This window comes from Shewanella fidelis ATCC BAA-318, assembly GCF_000518605.1.
Lineage (GTDB): Bacteria > Pseudomonadota > Gammaproteobacteria > Enterobacterales > Shewanellaceae > Shewanella > Shewanella fidelis.
Genome location: NZ_JADX01000022.1, coordinates 95,740 through 110,314 on the forward strand (window position 1 = coordinate 95,740; position 14,575 = coordinate 110,314).

General features: G+C 44.1%; 13 protein-coding genes and 1 tRNA gene. 13 read left to right on the forward strand and 1 reads right to left on the reverse strand.

What is annotated here, in order from left to right:
* The first annotated feature begins 47 nt into the window (after positions 1 to 47).
* The 12 genes from L884_RS0111975 to L884_RS0112030 all read left to right on the forward strand — a co-directional run bounded on the left by L884_RS0111975 (position 48) and on the right by L884_RS0112030 (position 11,410).
* A complete protein-coding gene (locus tag L884_RS0111975) occupies positions 48 to 1,505 on the forward strand; it encodes an alginate export family protein (RefSeq protein WP_084221436.1) in 1,458 nt (485 codons plus the stop codon).
* A gap of 152 nt (positions 1,506 to 1,657) precedes the next feature.
* A complete protein-coding gene (locus L884_RS0111980) occupies positions 1,658 to 3,148 on the forward strand; it encodes a 2-hydroxymuconic semialdehyde dehydrogenase (RefSeq protein WP_051435620.1) in 1,491 nt (496 codons plus the stop codon).
* 9 nt (positions 3,149 to 3,157) lie between these two features.
* Positions 3,158 to 3,949: a 2-keto-4-pentenoate hydratase gene (gene mhpD / locus L884_RS0111985; RefSeq protein WP_028767736.1), complete on the forward strand. Its 792-nt coding sequence runs from the start codon at positions 3,158 to 3,160 to the stop codon at positions 3,947 to 3,949.
* A gap of 3 nt (positions 3,950 to 3,952) precedes the next feature.
* Positions 3,953 to 4,930, forward strand: coding sequence for an acetaldehyde dehydrogenase (acetylating) (locus tag L884_RS22025; RefSeq protein WP_037410858.1), 978 nt, complete (start codon positions 3,953 to 3,955; stop codon positions 4,928 to 4,930).
* Complete coding sequence (gene dmpG, locus L884_RS0111995; RefSeq protein WP_028767737.1) at positions 4,923 to 5,969, forward strand: 4-hydroxy-2-oxovalerate aldolase; 1,047 nt, start codon at positions 4,923 to 4,925, stop codon at positions 5,967 to 5,969. Before L884_RS22025 ends, dmpG begins: the two co-directional genes overlap by 8 nt.
* Before the next feature lie 22 nt (positions 5,970 to 5,991).
* Entirely contained in the window at positions 5,992 to 6,807 is an 816-nt protein-coding gene (locus tag L884_RS0112000) for a 2-keto-4-pentenoate hydratase (RefSeq protein WP_028767738.1), read from the forward strand.
* The gene (locus L884_RS0112005; RefSeq protein WP_037410860.1) at positions 6,797 to 7,243 is read left to right on the forward strand and encodes a RidA family protein; all 447 of its coding nucleotides are present in this window, start codon (positions 6,797 to 6,799) and stop codon (positions 7,241 to 7,243) included. The genes L884_RS0112000 and L884_RS0112005 overlap by 11 nt, the downstream gene beginning before the upstream one ends.
* A 4-nt stretch (positions 7,244 to 7,247) precedes the next feature.
* Positions 7,248 to 7,790 carry a 3-hydroxyanthranilate 3,4-dioxygenase gene (locus tag L884_RS0112010; protein ID WP_051435621.1) on the forward strand — a complete coding sequence of 181 codons (543 nt, stop codon included), beginning with the start codon at positions 7,248 to 7,250 and terminating at the stop codon, positions 7,788 to 7,790.
* Positions 7,791 to 7,815: 25 nt separating this feature from the next.
* Positions 7,816 to 8,805 carry an amidohydrolase family protein gene (locus L884_RS0112015; protein WP_028767741.1) on the forward strand — a complete coding sequence of 330 codons (990 nt, stop codon included), beginning with the start codon at positions 7,816 to 7,818 and terminating at the stop codon, positions 8,803 to 8,805.
* 180 nt (positions 8,806 to 8,985) lie between these two features.
* Positions 8,986 to 9,076 (forward strand) — tRNA-Ser (locus L884_RS0112020).
* A gap of 525 nt (positions 9,077 to 9,601) precedes the next feature.
* Positions 9,602 to 10,945, forward strand: a complete 1,344-nt coding sequence (gdhA, locus tag L884_RS0112025) for an NADP-specific glutamate dehydrogenase (protein ID WP_028767742.1) — start codon at positions 9,602 to 9,604, stop codon at positions 10,943 to 10,945.
* Positions 10,946 to 11,062: 117 nt separating this feature from the next.
* Positions 11,063 to 11,410 carry an antibiotic biosynthesis monooxygenase family protein gene (locus tag L884_RS0112030; RefSeq protein ID WP_028767743.1) on the forward strand — a complete coding sequence of 116 codons (348 nt, stop codon included), beginning with the start codon at positions 11,063 to 11,065 and terminating at the stop codon, positions 11,408 to 11,410.
* A gap of 49 nt (positions 11,411 to 11,459) precedes the next feature.
* Here the strand turns inward: L884_RS0112030 and L884_RS0112035 are convergent, their stop codons facing one another.
* Positions 11,460 to 12,656, reverse strand: a complete 1,197-nt coding sequence (locus L884_RS0112035; RefSeq protein ID WP_028767744.1) for a conjugal transfer protein TraF — start codon at positions 12,654 to 12,656, stop codon at positions 11,460 to 11,462.
* A 275-nt stretch (positions 12,657 to 12,931) separates the two neighbouring features.
* Between L884_RS0112035 and L884_RS0112040 the strand changes: the two genes are divergently transcribed.
* Positions 12,932 to 13,630 (forward strand): aspartate/glutamate racemase family protein, encoded by a 699-nt coding sequence (locus tag L884_RS0112040; RefSeq protein WP_028767745.1) that lies wholly within the window; start codon positions 12,932 to 12,934, stop codon positions 13,628 to 13,630.
* Positions 13,631 to 14,575 lie beyond the last annotated feature (945 nt).

The following is a 14,575-nucleotide window of genomic DNA, read 5'->3' on the forward strand; positions in this document are numbered from 1 at the left end:
TTTTATATGCTTGGCCTTTGTAAGCTGTTGACCATAATTGAAAGCTCATGAGGTCAGGAGTGCTAGAAGGCAAGTTAATAAGAACAATATGTGCAGTCACTCTGATTTTGATAGGCACGAATACGGCTTTAGCCTCAACCAATGAAATTGTTATGACCGAAGAGGTGATTAAGCTTTTTGAACGGAGTGACGATATTCAATCTTTGCTGCCATTCTCAGCGCAGAATCTGATTTATGCTGATGTTGATCGCTACCCTTTGTTGAGTTGGGGGGGAGAATGGGTAGCTCAGGCTGGGAGTAAGCCAAGTGGTGAGTTAGATAGTGATATTCAAGAGACTCATTATTTTGCCAATGAGGTTAAACTTGGGCTTAACTTAGGCGTAAATCAGTATATTGGCTCATATATTGATTTGGTATGGCAACGTACTTTTTATGCTGAAAAAGCATCAGATGTAGGGTCGCTTGCTATTGAATCAGCTTACGTAAATTTTTCCACTCAACAACAGGATCTGCAACTGCGTATAGGTCGGCAATACTATGAAGATAGCCGTGGTTTTGTGTTTCACGATAGTCTCGACGGTCTACATGCCGATGCTAGTGTGAATTGGTATACATGGCAGTGGCAATTGCGATTGGCTGTTGCTAAGCATGAATGGATATCGAACAATTTACTGACCAAGCAGCTGAGTAATGGTGATGATTATCAATTTCTTCAAGCCTCAACAAGCATGGGCAGTCACAATGGTGCAGTGTATTTACTCAATCGCTATCAGCAATCTCGCCCTAATACGGTACAGCGCGAACACGTGTTGCATACTGGTCTGCGTGGCCATGGTGTTTTAGATGCGGTGGCTATTAGAGAGCAACCCTTTACGTATTGGTATGAATTGATCTACGCCTCTGGTACTACTTGGCAAGATAACTCGAGTAGGCGAATTAAAGGGGTTGGCTTTGATTTAGGGCTATTAATTCCAGTCGACCACTTGCTTAGCGTGGTTGCCAATATCTTACCCACTACTTGGTTCACGGCTGGGGAAGATAATCGATTCATTACCGCGTATGCCAGAGGCAGTGGTGACAAGGGCGGTGCGAGTACAGATACTCGTTTCAGGCAATCTGGCTTGCAGTTAAATACCGGTTGGCTTGGCGAAGGAGGGGCAAAGCTCAAATATTATGGTGAGATAGTCAAGCCTGAACTTAGTAATATTAATATATCGACCTTAGGCGTTCGGTTTCGACCGAGTGCTCAGTCATCCATAGAGTTGCTTTGGCATGATTATCAGCAAGATGTTCCTTCTGCATCCTTTTTTGGCTCCGGTCTCAAAGCACTCCCTAACGGAATTCACTCTGATCTTGGACAAGCCTGGGATCTGGTATTAAGTTATCGCCATATTGACAATCTTGTTGTGGAGCTTGATTTTGCGTGGTTTCAACCGGGTAATGCTTTTCCTGCTGATAAACAAGATATTTATATGATCTATTCTGAATTAAGGTACTTTTTTTAGACTGTTTCCATCTGAGCTTGTTATATGTTTTTTTATATTTCAAAGTCTAATTTTGTTATTTTCCTATTATGTCTCGACATCGTAGAGTGGACTCATCACTCGATAACACTTGGATCATCTTCGGGCTAAGTGTTCAATGTCAGGACGGAATTATGCAGCTAGGAAAGCCTACCCATGTCCCCCATGCCGGCGGAATCTTAAAAAATTATATTAATGGTGCGTTTACTTGTGGTGAACGATATTTCGACAATATAAATCCCGTCAATGGTCAAGTAATAAATCGAGTTTGTGAGGCGAGTCAGGCACAAGTTGATGCGGCTGTCCAAGCGGCTAAGACTGCACTCACAGGCTGCTGGCAGCAACTTAGCGTAGAGGAACGCTGCGCGATTCTACACCGTGTGGCAGATGGTATAGAAGCACGGTTTGAAGAGTTTGTTGCTGCCGAAATGGCCGATACAGGTAAGTCGCTTACTCAAGCACAAACTATTGATATTCCTCGGGCTGCAGCCAATTTTAGAGCGTTCGCCGATGCAGTTAAATCACAGTCTGCTGAATGCTTTCATACCGATACTCCCGATGGTCGTGGTGCGTTAAATTATTCTGTTAATAAGCCCATTGGAGTGGTTGCAGTTATTGCGCCTTGGAATCTACCGTTATTGCTATTGACTTGGAAACTTGCTCCGGCTCTTGCGACAGGCAATACCGTGGTTATTAAACCGTCAGAAGAAACCCCTGCCACAGCAACGTTGTTGGCGGAAGTTATGGATGCAGTAGGGGTACCAGCAGGCGTGTTTAATTTGGTACACGGATTTGGTGATAATTCTACTGGTGCCATGCTGACTCAACATTCGCAAATTGATGCGGTTACTTTCACCGGCGAATCACGCACAGGTAGTGCAATTATGCGAGCGGCTTCGGCAGGGGTAAAGTCATTGTCATTTGAATTAGGTGGTAAAAATGCGGCGTTAATTTTTGCGGACTGCGATTTTGAAGCCGCTGTCGCGGGAACTCGCCGCTCGGTATTTACTAATGGCGGCCAAGTGTGCCTCTGCACAGAGCGTGTTTATGTGGAACGCAGCATATTTGATCGTTTCGTTGCAGCAATGAAGGAGCAAGCCGAAGCCATTAAGATTGGTTGGCCAACAGAGCTTGATACTGATATGGGACCACTTATATCGCATAAGCATCGCGATAAGGTGCTCTCATATATCGCGGCGGCTAAGGCCGATGGTGCAAAGGTCATCTGTGGTGGCGGGGTTCCAAGTTTTGGTGATGAAAGAGATTTAGGAGCCTTTGTTGAGCCGAGTATTTTTACCGGCCTGTCGGAAAGCAGCCAGTTACAGCGTCAAGAGGTCTTTGGTCCCATTTGTCATATCACTCCATTTGACTCTGAAGAGGAGGCCGTTGCGCTGGCTAATGATTCTGATTATGGCTTAGCTGCAACAGTATGGACTCAAGATTTATCCCGTGGTCACCGGGTCGCTCAACAAATGGATGTAGGCGTCGCTTGGGTTAACTCATGGTACCTCAGAGATTTAAGGACGCCGTTTGGTGGAATTAAGTTGTCAGGTGTCGGTCGTGAAGGTGGCATGCATTCATTAAGCTTCTACTCTGAGCCGATGAACATCTGCATTAAGTTATAAGGAAATATCATGTCTGATGAACAACTACAGCTAATTGCCGCACAGTTACGACAAGCCGAAATGACCGGAGTTGCTTGTAAACCAGTTAGAGAGCAACTCGAGAGCGGCGGTATTGATGCGGCTTATCAAGTTCAACAAATCAATGTTAAACATTGGAAAGAGCAAGGGCGTCGTGCTGTTGGTTATAAGATTGGTCTCACATCAGCATCGGTGCAAAAGCAACTAGGGGTTGACCAGCCAGACTTTGGCGGGCTCTACGCTGATATGGCCGTAGCCGACGGTGACGAAGTGTCATTTGGGCAGGTGTTACAGCCAAAAGTTGAAGCAGAAGTCGCATTAGTATTGGCTCAAGATTTATCGATGTCATCGCCAACCATGGCTGACTTGATTCGTGCTACTGCATTTGTGCTGCCAGCAATCGAAATAGTAGGTAGCAGAATAGAAAATTGGGATATAAGCATTCTAGATACGATTGCAGATAACGCATCTTCTGGAATGTATGTACTTGGCAATATGCCAACACAATTGCAAGACGTAGATTTACGTTTGTGCGGCATGGTGATGGAACGAAACGGTGAACCTGTTTCGGTAGGAGCGGGGCAAGCTTGCCTTGGTCACCCATTAAATGCTGCACTGTGGGTCGCTCGGACGTTTGCTGCTCGCGGGCAAGGGCTATGTGCGGGGGACACTATCTTAACAGGTGCATTGGGACCAATGGTAACAGTGAATCCTGGCGATAGATTTGAAGCTAATATAGCGGGCTTAGGTTCCGTTCGCGTTGGTTTTAGCAAGGAGGCGTAGCATATGAAACAGCACCTAAATAAAGTCAAGGTAGCTATTATCGGTTCGGGCAATATTGGCACTGACTTAATGATAAAAATCTTGAACAGCTCAGAGCTATTAACCATGGCGGCGATGGTGGGAATTGACCCCGATTCCGATGGGTTAGCTCGTGCTAAAGCCATGGGCGTTGCAACGACGAGTGAGGGCATTGATGGGTTAGTCGCTATGGATGATTTTGCGGATATTAAGCTGGTATTTGATGCGACATCGGCTCATGCACATCATCACCATAATGCCATATTGCAACAGCATGGTAAGCAAGTGATTGATCTGACTCCTGCCGCGATTGGCCCCTATACCGTCCCAGTCGTTAATATTGATGAGCATTTAGATAAAGGTAACGTCAACATGGTGACTTGCGGTGGACAAGCAACCATCCCCATCGTCGCTGCAATAAGTCGTGTGCTACCAGTGCATTATGCTGAAATTATCGCCTCTGTATCCTCTCGTTCAGCAGGGCCAGGTACTCGTGCCAATATTGATGAATTTACTCAAACAACAGCGCAAGCGATTGAATCAGTTGGCGGTGCTCAGCATGGTAAGGCCATAATTGTCCTTAATCCAGCAGAGCCACCAATGATAATGCGTGACACAGTGTTTGCCTTTGCCGCGTTACCTGAGATACACGATAAAACAGAACAAGATATTGCTGATTCTATCTCTGCTATGGTGGCGGCCGTTCAATCATACGTTCCTGGATACCGATTAAAGCAATCAGTACAGTTTGAGCGTTTTGACCAAGCCCCAGGGCTTAAAATGCCCGGCATTGGGACTTATATTGGCATCAAGATATCCGTTTTCTTAGAAGTTGAAGGTGCGGCACATTACTTGCCTGCTTACGCGGGGAATCTCGATATTATGACATCCGCTGCTTTAGGTACCGCAGAGCAAATCGCTTTATGTAAATTTCTTCCCAATAGGAGCAACAAACATGGATAGAAAACTCTATATCCAAGATGTCACCTTACGGGATGGTATGCATGCCATCAGACATCAATACAACATAGAGCAAGTGCAAAATATTGCTAAAGCTCTTGATGTCGCAGGTGTTGACGCTATAGAAGTTGCCCATGGTGATGGCCTTGGGGGATCTAGCATGAACTATGGCTTTGGAGCGCATTCTGATCGTGAGTGGATCGAAGCGGCTGCCGATGTGCTGACCAAGGCAAAGCTCACCACGTTAATCTTACCCGGAATCGCAGTTAAGAAAGATCTGTTGTGGGCATGGGATGCGGGAGTTCGTTCGGTACGCGTAGCGACTCATTGCACTGAGGCCGATATTTCTCGACAGCATATTGAATATGCGCGTGAGCTTGGCATGGATACCTGTGGTTTCTTAATGATGTCGCATATGAATAGTCCACAGCAGCTAGCGAAACAAGCCAAATTGATGGAGTCATATGGTGCGCAAGCTGTGTACGTAGTTGATTCTGGAGGTGCTATGAACATGGATGATGTGGCGGCTAGAGTCGATGCTTTTAAAGCGATTCTAGAACCCACGACTGAGATAGGCATCCATGCCCATCATAATTTGTCATTAGGTGTGGCGAACTCGATTGTTGCGGTACAGCACGGTGTTACACGAGTTGATGCGTCGTTGGCTGGAATGGGGGCCGGTGCCGGAAATGCACCTTTAGAAGTTTTTATTGCCGCGGCAGAACGTATGGGCTGGGATCATGGTTGCGAACTATTTGGTTTGATGGATGCGGCTGATGACTTGGTCAGACCCTTACAAGACCGAGTTGTGCAAGTGGATAGAGAAACGTTATCGCTCGGGTATGCCGGTGTGTATTCTAGTTTTTTACGTCACGCAGAGAAAGCAGCTAAGTTGTATGGAATTGATACTCGTTCAATTTTAGTCGAACTGGGTAAACGAGCCATGGTAGGCGGACAAGAAGACATGATAGTCGACGTTGCTTTAGATCTAGTGAAAAGACAGCTTAAGCAACCCCTCGTCCAAGATGCCGCTGAGGCTTAGCTCACCCAAATAAGGTCGCAAGATGAAATCGAATAATAATGGATCTATCAAAGAATTGGCTACGTTAGTTGACAGCGCCGCAAGTCAAGCATGTGCTATCACCCAATTATCTGCACAAGGGGTCTCACTATCTTTAGCGCAAGCCTATCAAGTTCAAGCTGCATCTGTCGCTAAACGCATTGCCCGCGGTGAAGTACAAGTCGGGATAAAAATGGGCTTCACTAGCCGAGCGAAAATGCTTCAAATGGGCGTTAATGATGTAATTTGGGGGCCACTAACGGATGCGATGTTAATTGAGGAGGGGGCACCATTGGATTTGTCCCGATTTATTCACCCGCGTATTGAACCTGAAATTGCATTTTTATTGAAAAAGCCACTCTCTGGAAAAATTAGCTTGCTTGAAGCTAGAGCTGCTGTTGAAGCGATAGCTCCAGCGTTGGAAATTATTGATTCACGCTATAAGAATTTTGCATTTTCACTGGAAGATGTCGTGGCTGATAACTGTTCATCTTCTGGGGTTGTATTGGGACAGTGGCATTCCGCCGATATTGACATTGCCAATATCGGCATGGTGATGGAATGCAATAGCCAAGCGACACAAATAGGTTCAAGTGCTGCGATACTCGGTAACCCCTGGCGTTCTTTAGTGGCAGCAGCCCGTTTAGCAGGAGAGGCCGGTGTTGAATTGGCGGCAGGAAGCATTGTATTAGCAGGAGCTGCAACGGCGGCCGAGCCATTAAGGGCGGGCTGTCATATTAAGTTGTTAACTGAAGCATTGGGCAGTGTTAGCGTTTCAACCTTGACTGATGAAAACGGGGAGCGGGCAGATGAAAAATAGTCAAGTGATTGCAGGAAAGGCACTGCCGAGGGGAACCTTTCCCCACTATAAGCGCGCAGGAGACTTGGTTTTTGTCTCAGGAACCAGCAGTCGTCGTGCTGACAATAGCTTTGAAGGGGTCGCCGTTGATGAGTTTGGGACTACAGAGCTTGATATCGAAGCGCAAACTCGTGCCGTAATCCGTAATATTGGCGAGATCCTTGAGTGTGCTGGTGGCAGCCTTGATGATGTGACTGAGATAAGTACTTTTTTAGTCAATATGAATGACTTCGGTGGTTACAACCGCGTATACAGCGAATATTTTGATGAAAGTGGCCCTGCAAGGACAACAGTCGCTGTTCATCAGTTACCTCATCCACATTTGCTGATTGAAATTAAAGCCGTAGCTTATTGTCCAGTAACAATAGCGCCGCAGACGACAACGAAAGGGATTTAGAATTATGACTACAGAATTGATTAGCAGCACGAGTAAATTGGTCGGATTTAATTTTCAACAATGGCTGCAAGAACATGAGCACCTTCTTAAGCCACCAGTTAATAATGCCTTGATCTGGGAAGATGCTGATTTAATGGTTACCGTTGTTGGTGGGCCTAACGCTCGCTTGGATTACCATGATGATCCGGTAGAAGAATTCTTTTATCAGTTTAAAGGTAACGCATATTTACGGATCATGACCGCAAGTGGTCCAGAAGAAGTGCACTTAAAAGAAGGGGATATATTTTTGTTACCGCCCCATGTTAGGCATTCTCCCCAGCGACCTGAAGCGGGTAGTTTATGTTTAGTGATTGAACCGAAGCGAGATGCAGGCGACAAAGACGGCTTTGAATGGTATTGCCAAGAATGTCATACATTAGTCCATCGAATCGAAGTACAGCTGAAAAATATCGCAACGGATCTACCTCCTGTATTTGATGAATTTGCAAATGATCCGCTGTTAAGGACCTGCTCTCAATGCGGGCTTATTCATCCTGCCGGTAAATAGCCGCTGAGCCAAAGAGGTCAACACAATGACAGTCGTAGATATGCACACTCATTTTATTCCTAAGCAATGGCCTGATTTAGCAAAAAAATTTTCTACCCCTAACTGGCCATGGATGCGGCATACAGAGGCTGGTAAAGCAATGATAATGTTGGGGCAAGATGAGTATCGTCCAGTGTATCAAGCACTGTGGGATCCGAGTATCCGCCTTGAAGAGATGGATCGTGATGGAGTGGACATTCAAATTATGAGCGCCACTCCTATTTTGTTCAATTATGAAAGGCCAGCAGCTCAAGCGATAGAGTGTGCAGAACTATTTAATGATCTTGCTTTGGAGCTATGCCAATACAAACCAAACAGACTTAAGGCATTGGCACAGGTACCATTGCAAGATATTGATGCATCTTGTAAGGAAGCTTCTCGTGCGATGTCTAATGGTCATCTTGGGGTGCAAATCGGTAATCATGTAGGAAGTAAAAACTTGGATGATGAGGGCATTGTGACATTTTTGCAGCATTGTGCCGCTGACAATATTCCAGTATTAGTTCACCCGTGGGACATGTTAGGCCGAGAGCGTATGAGTAAGTATATGATGCAGTGGTTGGTTGCAATGCCGGCAGAAACTCACTTGTCGATTATGTCGCTAATTTTGTCTGGTGCATTTGAACGTATCTCCACTGATTTAAAGCTTTGTTTTGCTCATGGTGGTGGGAGTTTTGCTTATTTAATGGGGCGTGTCGATAATGCTTGGCGTCATCGTGATATTGTTAGAGAGGATTGCCCTAATCTACCTTCATCTTATTTAAGTCGATTCTCAGTAGATTCAGCAGTATTTAGTGCAGATGCTTTGGCACTTTTGATTAATGTTATGGGTGAAGACAAAGTGCTTTTGGGATCTGATTCACCTTTTCCACTAGGTGAGCAAAAAGTTGGAAAGCTAGTTCGAGAGCAGTCGCTTTCTGAGCTAGGCCGCGAGCGTATCCTTGGTGGTAATGCGATTGATTTTTTCAACATTTAGTAACTTGATAATGTTGAGTTCCTTTAGCTCATAACTTAGGGAACAGGAGTTCGGTAGGGCGTATTTTCAGCAAATACTTAGTTGAAATAGCCTTTCTAGCTGCGTTTTTGTGCAAACAGACGATTTTGGCAAAATTAGGCTTTACATTGCCTCTGAGTATCCCTATTATTTGCGGCGTTCGGAGGGATGGCAGAGTGGTCGAATGCACCGGTCTTGAAAACCGGCATGGGTTTATAGCCCATCTAGGGTTCAAATCCCTATCCCTCCGCCATATTTAGAGAAAGGGCTTCCAGTAATGGAAGCCCTTTTTCGTATGTTCAAATTAAAGTTGAATCCTAGGGTTCCTATCGCTCAGAGTCGGCTATCCCTCTGCCATATTTAAAAATGCCCGCTATTTTATAGCGGGCTTTTTGCTATCTGGAATTTATTTATAAGAACCCTAGGGTTCCTATTGCTCAGAGTCGGCTATCCCTTAGCCATATTTAGAAACCATCACTGCTGATAAGCGGTATCAACTTCCGACTGTATTGTGCCTAAAAGGCTATAGATCGTGCATATCTGCTTGATATTGCGTCACAATTACTGATTTATCATTTTATGCGCTCAAATATTATGGGATCTTTACTATGCTGCTAGAATGTTTGATTTTCTTGAGATATCACACAGCTTCAGTAAAGTCTTGTATTCATTAACTATCAAATGCTGATATAACACACCCCACAACATAAGCTGCAGTATGCATTTGCCATCCGTAAGCAGCGATGACCTCAATTTATAGATACCCTGGAGCACCAAAATGAGCTGCGATATGACTCTTGACAGTTTTCTTTCAACCGTTGCCGAGCGTAACCCGAATCAACCAGAGTTCTTGCAAGCAGTAAAAGAAGTACTCACGTCTATCTGGCCTTTTGTTGCTGCACGCCCTGAATATTTAAATGCAGGGATCTTAGAACGTCTAGTAGAGCCTGAGCGCTTGATCCAGTTCCGTGTATCTTGGGTGGATGATAGCGGTAAGGTGCAGGTTAACCGTGCTTTCCGCATTCAACATAACTCGTCAATCGGGCCATTTAAAGGTGGTATGCGCTTCCACCCATCAGTGAACCAATCTGTACTTAAGTTTTTAGCATTTGAGCAAACATTCAAAAATGCGCTGACAACCTTGCCTATGGGCGGCGGTAAAGGCGGCAGTGATTTTGATCCTAAAGGCAAGAGTGAAGGCGAAGTTATGCGCTTCTGCCAAGCATTAATGTTAGAGCTTCACCGTCACTTAGGTGCTGATACTGACGTGCCTGCTGGTGATATCGGTGTTGGTGCTCGTGAAGTTGGTTACATGACGGGGATGATGAAGAAGTTAACTAACAGTGCTGAATGTGTGTTTACAGGTAAAGGACTAACTTTTGGCGGCAGTCTGATCCGTCCTGAAGCGACGGGGTATGGTTTGCTGTATTTCGTTGAAGCGATGTTAAAGGCAAAAGGTGAAAGCTTAGAGGGTAAAACCGTTACAGTATCTGGTTCAGGTAACGTTGCTCAGTATGCCATTGAAAAAGCAATGGAGATGGGCGGTAAAGTCATTACAGCATCAGATTCAAGTGGTGTTGTATTTGACCCAGAAGGCTTTACACCAGAGAAACTAGCTAAGCTGATGGAAGTGAAAAATGAGCGTCGTGGACGTGTTGCCGATTACGCACATGAAATGGGCTTAGAGTATGTTACTGGAGGCACACCTTGGCAGTTTGCTACCGATGTAGCTTTACCTTGTGCGACTCAAAATGAATTAGATGCAGAACATGCTGCAATGTTGATTGAAAATGGTGTGCAGATTGTAGCTGAAGGTGCCAACATGCCAAGCACTGCAGAAGCGATCCTGTTAATGCATGAAGCGAGAGTATTGTTTGCTCCAGGTAAGGCGGCTAATGCTGGTGGCGTAGCAACGTCTGGTTTAGAGATGAGCCAAAATGCATTACGTTTAAGCTGGACTCGTGAAGAGGTGGATGTGCGCTTACGTGACATCATGTATTCAATTCATGCGACATGTGAGCAATATGGCCGAGAAGGTGAGCACATTAACTACGAGCTAGGTGCAAACGTGGCTGGCTTTGTAAAAGTGGCTGATGCAATGAAAGCTCAAGGTGTTTACTAGTCTTGCGCGATAACAGAAAAGGGCCTTTAGGCCCTTTTCTGTATCAAATGCAATGAATAACCATGACAGGGTTGTTTATCTATAGCATTGCTGAATAATGAATTTGAGGGGATCAACATGATAGCTGTAATTTTCGAAGTGCATATTAGCGAAGATAAGAAAGCCGAGTATCTAGATATTGCCGCTGAGCTTAAGCCTTTGCTGGTAGACATTGATGGTTTTATTTCAATAGAACGATTTCAAAGCTTAAATGATGACAGCAAGATCCTATCATTGTCTTTTTGGCGTGATGAGCAAGCTATAAAGCAGTGGCGAGAGCTAGAAACACATCGATTGGCGCAAAGTAAAGGCCGAGCAGGGGTATTTGATAATTATCGTTTACGAGTTGCTGGTGTGATCCGTGATTATGGTATGCATCAGCGAGAGCAAACTCCTGAAGATAGTGTGATTGCCCATAATAGCTAAACATATTGTGGATAGCCCAAACATAGTTTGAGCTATCCAGTTTACTGAGTTAGAAAGTAAACGACGTTTGAATGACCGCGCCTAGCTCGTTGTCACTGGCGTAACTGGCAGATAGGTCGATATGGAAAGTATCGAATGGTGATAAGCCCAAGCCTGCAGTAAATTGATCGGCTAGATTATCTGATAAGTCAGTCTGATAACCTGCGCGCACCTGTGCCCAATCGAAGGCATTAAACTCGACACCGATACCTGCCATTTGCTTATTATCAGCTTTGGTATCGACAGCATTCAATGTGCCAGCAATTGAATCGTAGCCTTCTGCTTCATTTAGATCTACATCGACACCGACAGTAAATAGTCGATGGTTATAGCTTGCGCTAGCAATGTAAGTCGGGTTAATTACATATTCACCATTAATCCCTTTAGTCGCTGAGGTTTCATAACTGTTCTTGACTAAGTTTTTACCGACTAAGCCAAATGCGAAGCCATTATTCATGTGGTAAGCAAAGCCAATATCTAAGTTGATGTTACTTTCTTCAGTTTGATATTTATCATCATCCCAATCATCAAACTCATAGTTTTCAATATCAGTAACATAGTTAATAGTCGTTACTTGTTGGTATTTAGGTGTGATCCCGTAATAGAAAGTACCGTGGCTTGATTGATAAGATTTTGCAAAGCTCACGCCAGCTTCAGCAATCACTACACCCATCGTCAGAGCTTGCGATGTTAGTGAGCCGTTTTCGATCAGTTTGTCGGTATTTAGATCATCTTCCGCAATATCGGCAAAGATAAATGCGTCAGCATACGCCTTGATGAACATATTCACTGACACATATTCATTTGGTATGGCTACAGCTAGGCTAACGTTAGCTTGAACATTTGCACGGTTGCTCTGTAATTCTTCTAACGCATCGATAACCAACTGTGCGTCTTGCTCCGTAGGGTTGGTAATTGCTGAAAAGCGATCATAAATGTCAGAGAAATCTTCAGTCTTATCGATGATTTCTTCACTATCATCGACTTGAGCCCCTATAGATGGAATGAGAACACCTACATCATCATCCTCACCATATCGTGCCGTTAATGCTGGGTTGTGGAATGTCGCTGTTAAGTAGTCCGCCGTTGAAGCACCTATGCCTCCCATTGCAAAAGAGCGTGCGTCAAATGACTGTACTGCAGCGTAGGAATTAGCAGAGACAAGTGTTGCAATTAAAGTGGGAGCTAAAAGGTATTTACGTGCCATATCAAATCCTTGAATGTATTGCTTTTGGTTTAAAAACGGCAGGAAAATACCACTATTTGATGTGAGGAAACAATGAGATGATTCACTAAATGTTATTTAAATTAGCTAATTGCTTAACGTTATTACCTTCAATTGGGATATTTTGACACATATGTGGCAACACACAGTCAATATAAAGCTGTGAAAAAAAGTCTTGTTGGCATCCCTGCTAGCTTGTCATTGGTTCGATCGCCATTGGGTAAATTTATATATCTGGTAATAATGAGGAAGTAGGCATGAAAACAATCGGTATGCTTGGCGGAATGAGTTGGGAGTCTACAGCGAGCTATTACAACGCACTCAATCAAGGGGTTAAAGCTGAGCTTGGTGGACTACATTCAGCAAAGGTAGCTTTATATAGTGTCGATTTTGCAGAAATCGAAGAGTTGCAGCACAAAGGCGAGTGGCAACAAACTGCCGCCATTCTTAGTTCAGCAGCTAAATCAGTTGAAGCAGCGGGCGCAGACTTTCTACTTATATGTACTAACACCATGCACAAGGTCGCAGATGACATACAAGCTAATATCAATATTCCAATTTTGCATATAGCCGACGCTACAGCAAGTCAGTTGGTTACCGATGGAATTAAAAAGGTAGGGCTGCTAGGCACTGCTTTTACTATGGAGCAAGACTTCTATAAAAGCCGCTTACAAGACAAGTACGCGATAAACGTGATTGTTCCTGAAGAGCCTGACCGAAGAATAGTACATAGTATTATTTATGAAGAACTATGCCGCGGCGTTATTTCGGCAAGGTCTCGTACACAATATTTAGCGATCATTGCTGCATTAGAAGCACAGGGAGCAGAAGCTGTGATCTTAGGCTGTACTGAAATTGCATTACTTGTTCAGCAGCAAGATACTCATGTCCCCTTATATGACACTACAGAGATCCATGCTTCCAAAGCGGTTGAGCTAGCGTTAATGGATAGCTAATAAAAGACGGCACCTTATCTAGGGTGACATTACTTAATAGTGTATCGATCACTAAACCTATATTGTCGTGACTAAGATGCCATCATCGCACTTTATTAGAGAGTTAATTAAAGCAGGGGAAGGTAAAGACGGGTCAGTTAAAGTTGAGAGTATTTAAATCGACAGGCATAACTCGTCGGCTGGCATAAGAGGTCGCTTTTTATAAGAGAACATCATAAACGTTAGTTATAAAAGCCGAGGAGATATTGTTTATATAGACTGCTTGCCGAACAATACCGACTTAAGTGGCCATAATTAAGTTTCCCTCACATGCTTTAGTTACCTAACGCGACAATTAACCTAGAGGCCTGAAAGCCAATATGCTTGATTCTACTGGTCTCTAGCGGATGTTTTTTACACTTACAATGGCGCTGATGTGTATAACTCTGTGGGTATTTGGTGAGTATGATGTGCTTAAAAAAGCTTTTTCAAAAAAGCGTAATTTTCTTTAAAAAAGCGCTTGCGCTCTTTTAAAATCTCCCTATAATGCGACCCCACTGACACGGCGAAGCAGGCCATCTACCCAGCGTTAAGCTAGATAGAAAGGGACTTGCAGCAGAGTTAGAGAGATTAACTTCTAAGAAATTTAATCTCAGGTGACAAGCGGTTTAAGAGCTTCACGCAACGACTTCTGATTAAGAAATCGGCGCTTGAAAAACTTCTTAAAATAAACGCTTGACGCCAACAATGGGAAGTGTAGAATACGCATCCCTAGCCACTTGAAGCGGTTCGCAAGAACACCAAGCTGGCAACGCTCTTTAACAATATGACAAGCAAATCTGTGTGGGCACTCACAGAGATTAAGTTATTCGAAATTGTCTTTAACAAGACAATCAAAAATTTCTTAATGAACGAGTGTTCATAGCAATATGTAAAAAGTTTGATTTCGTTTTTCCGAAACAAATC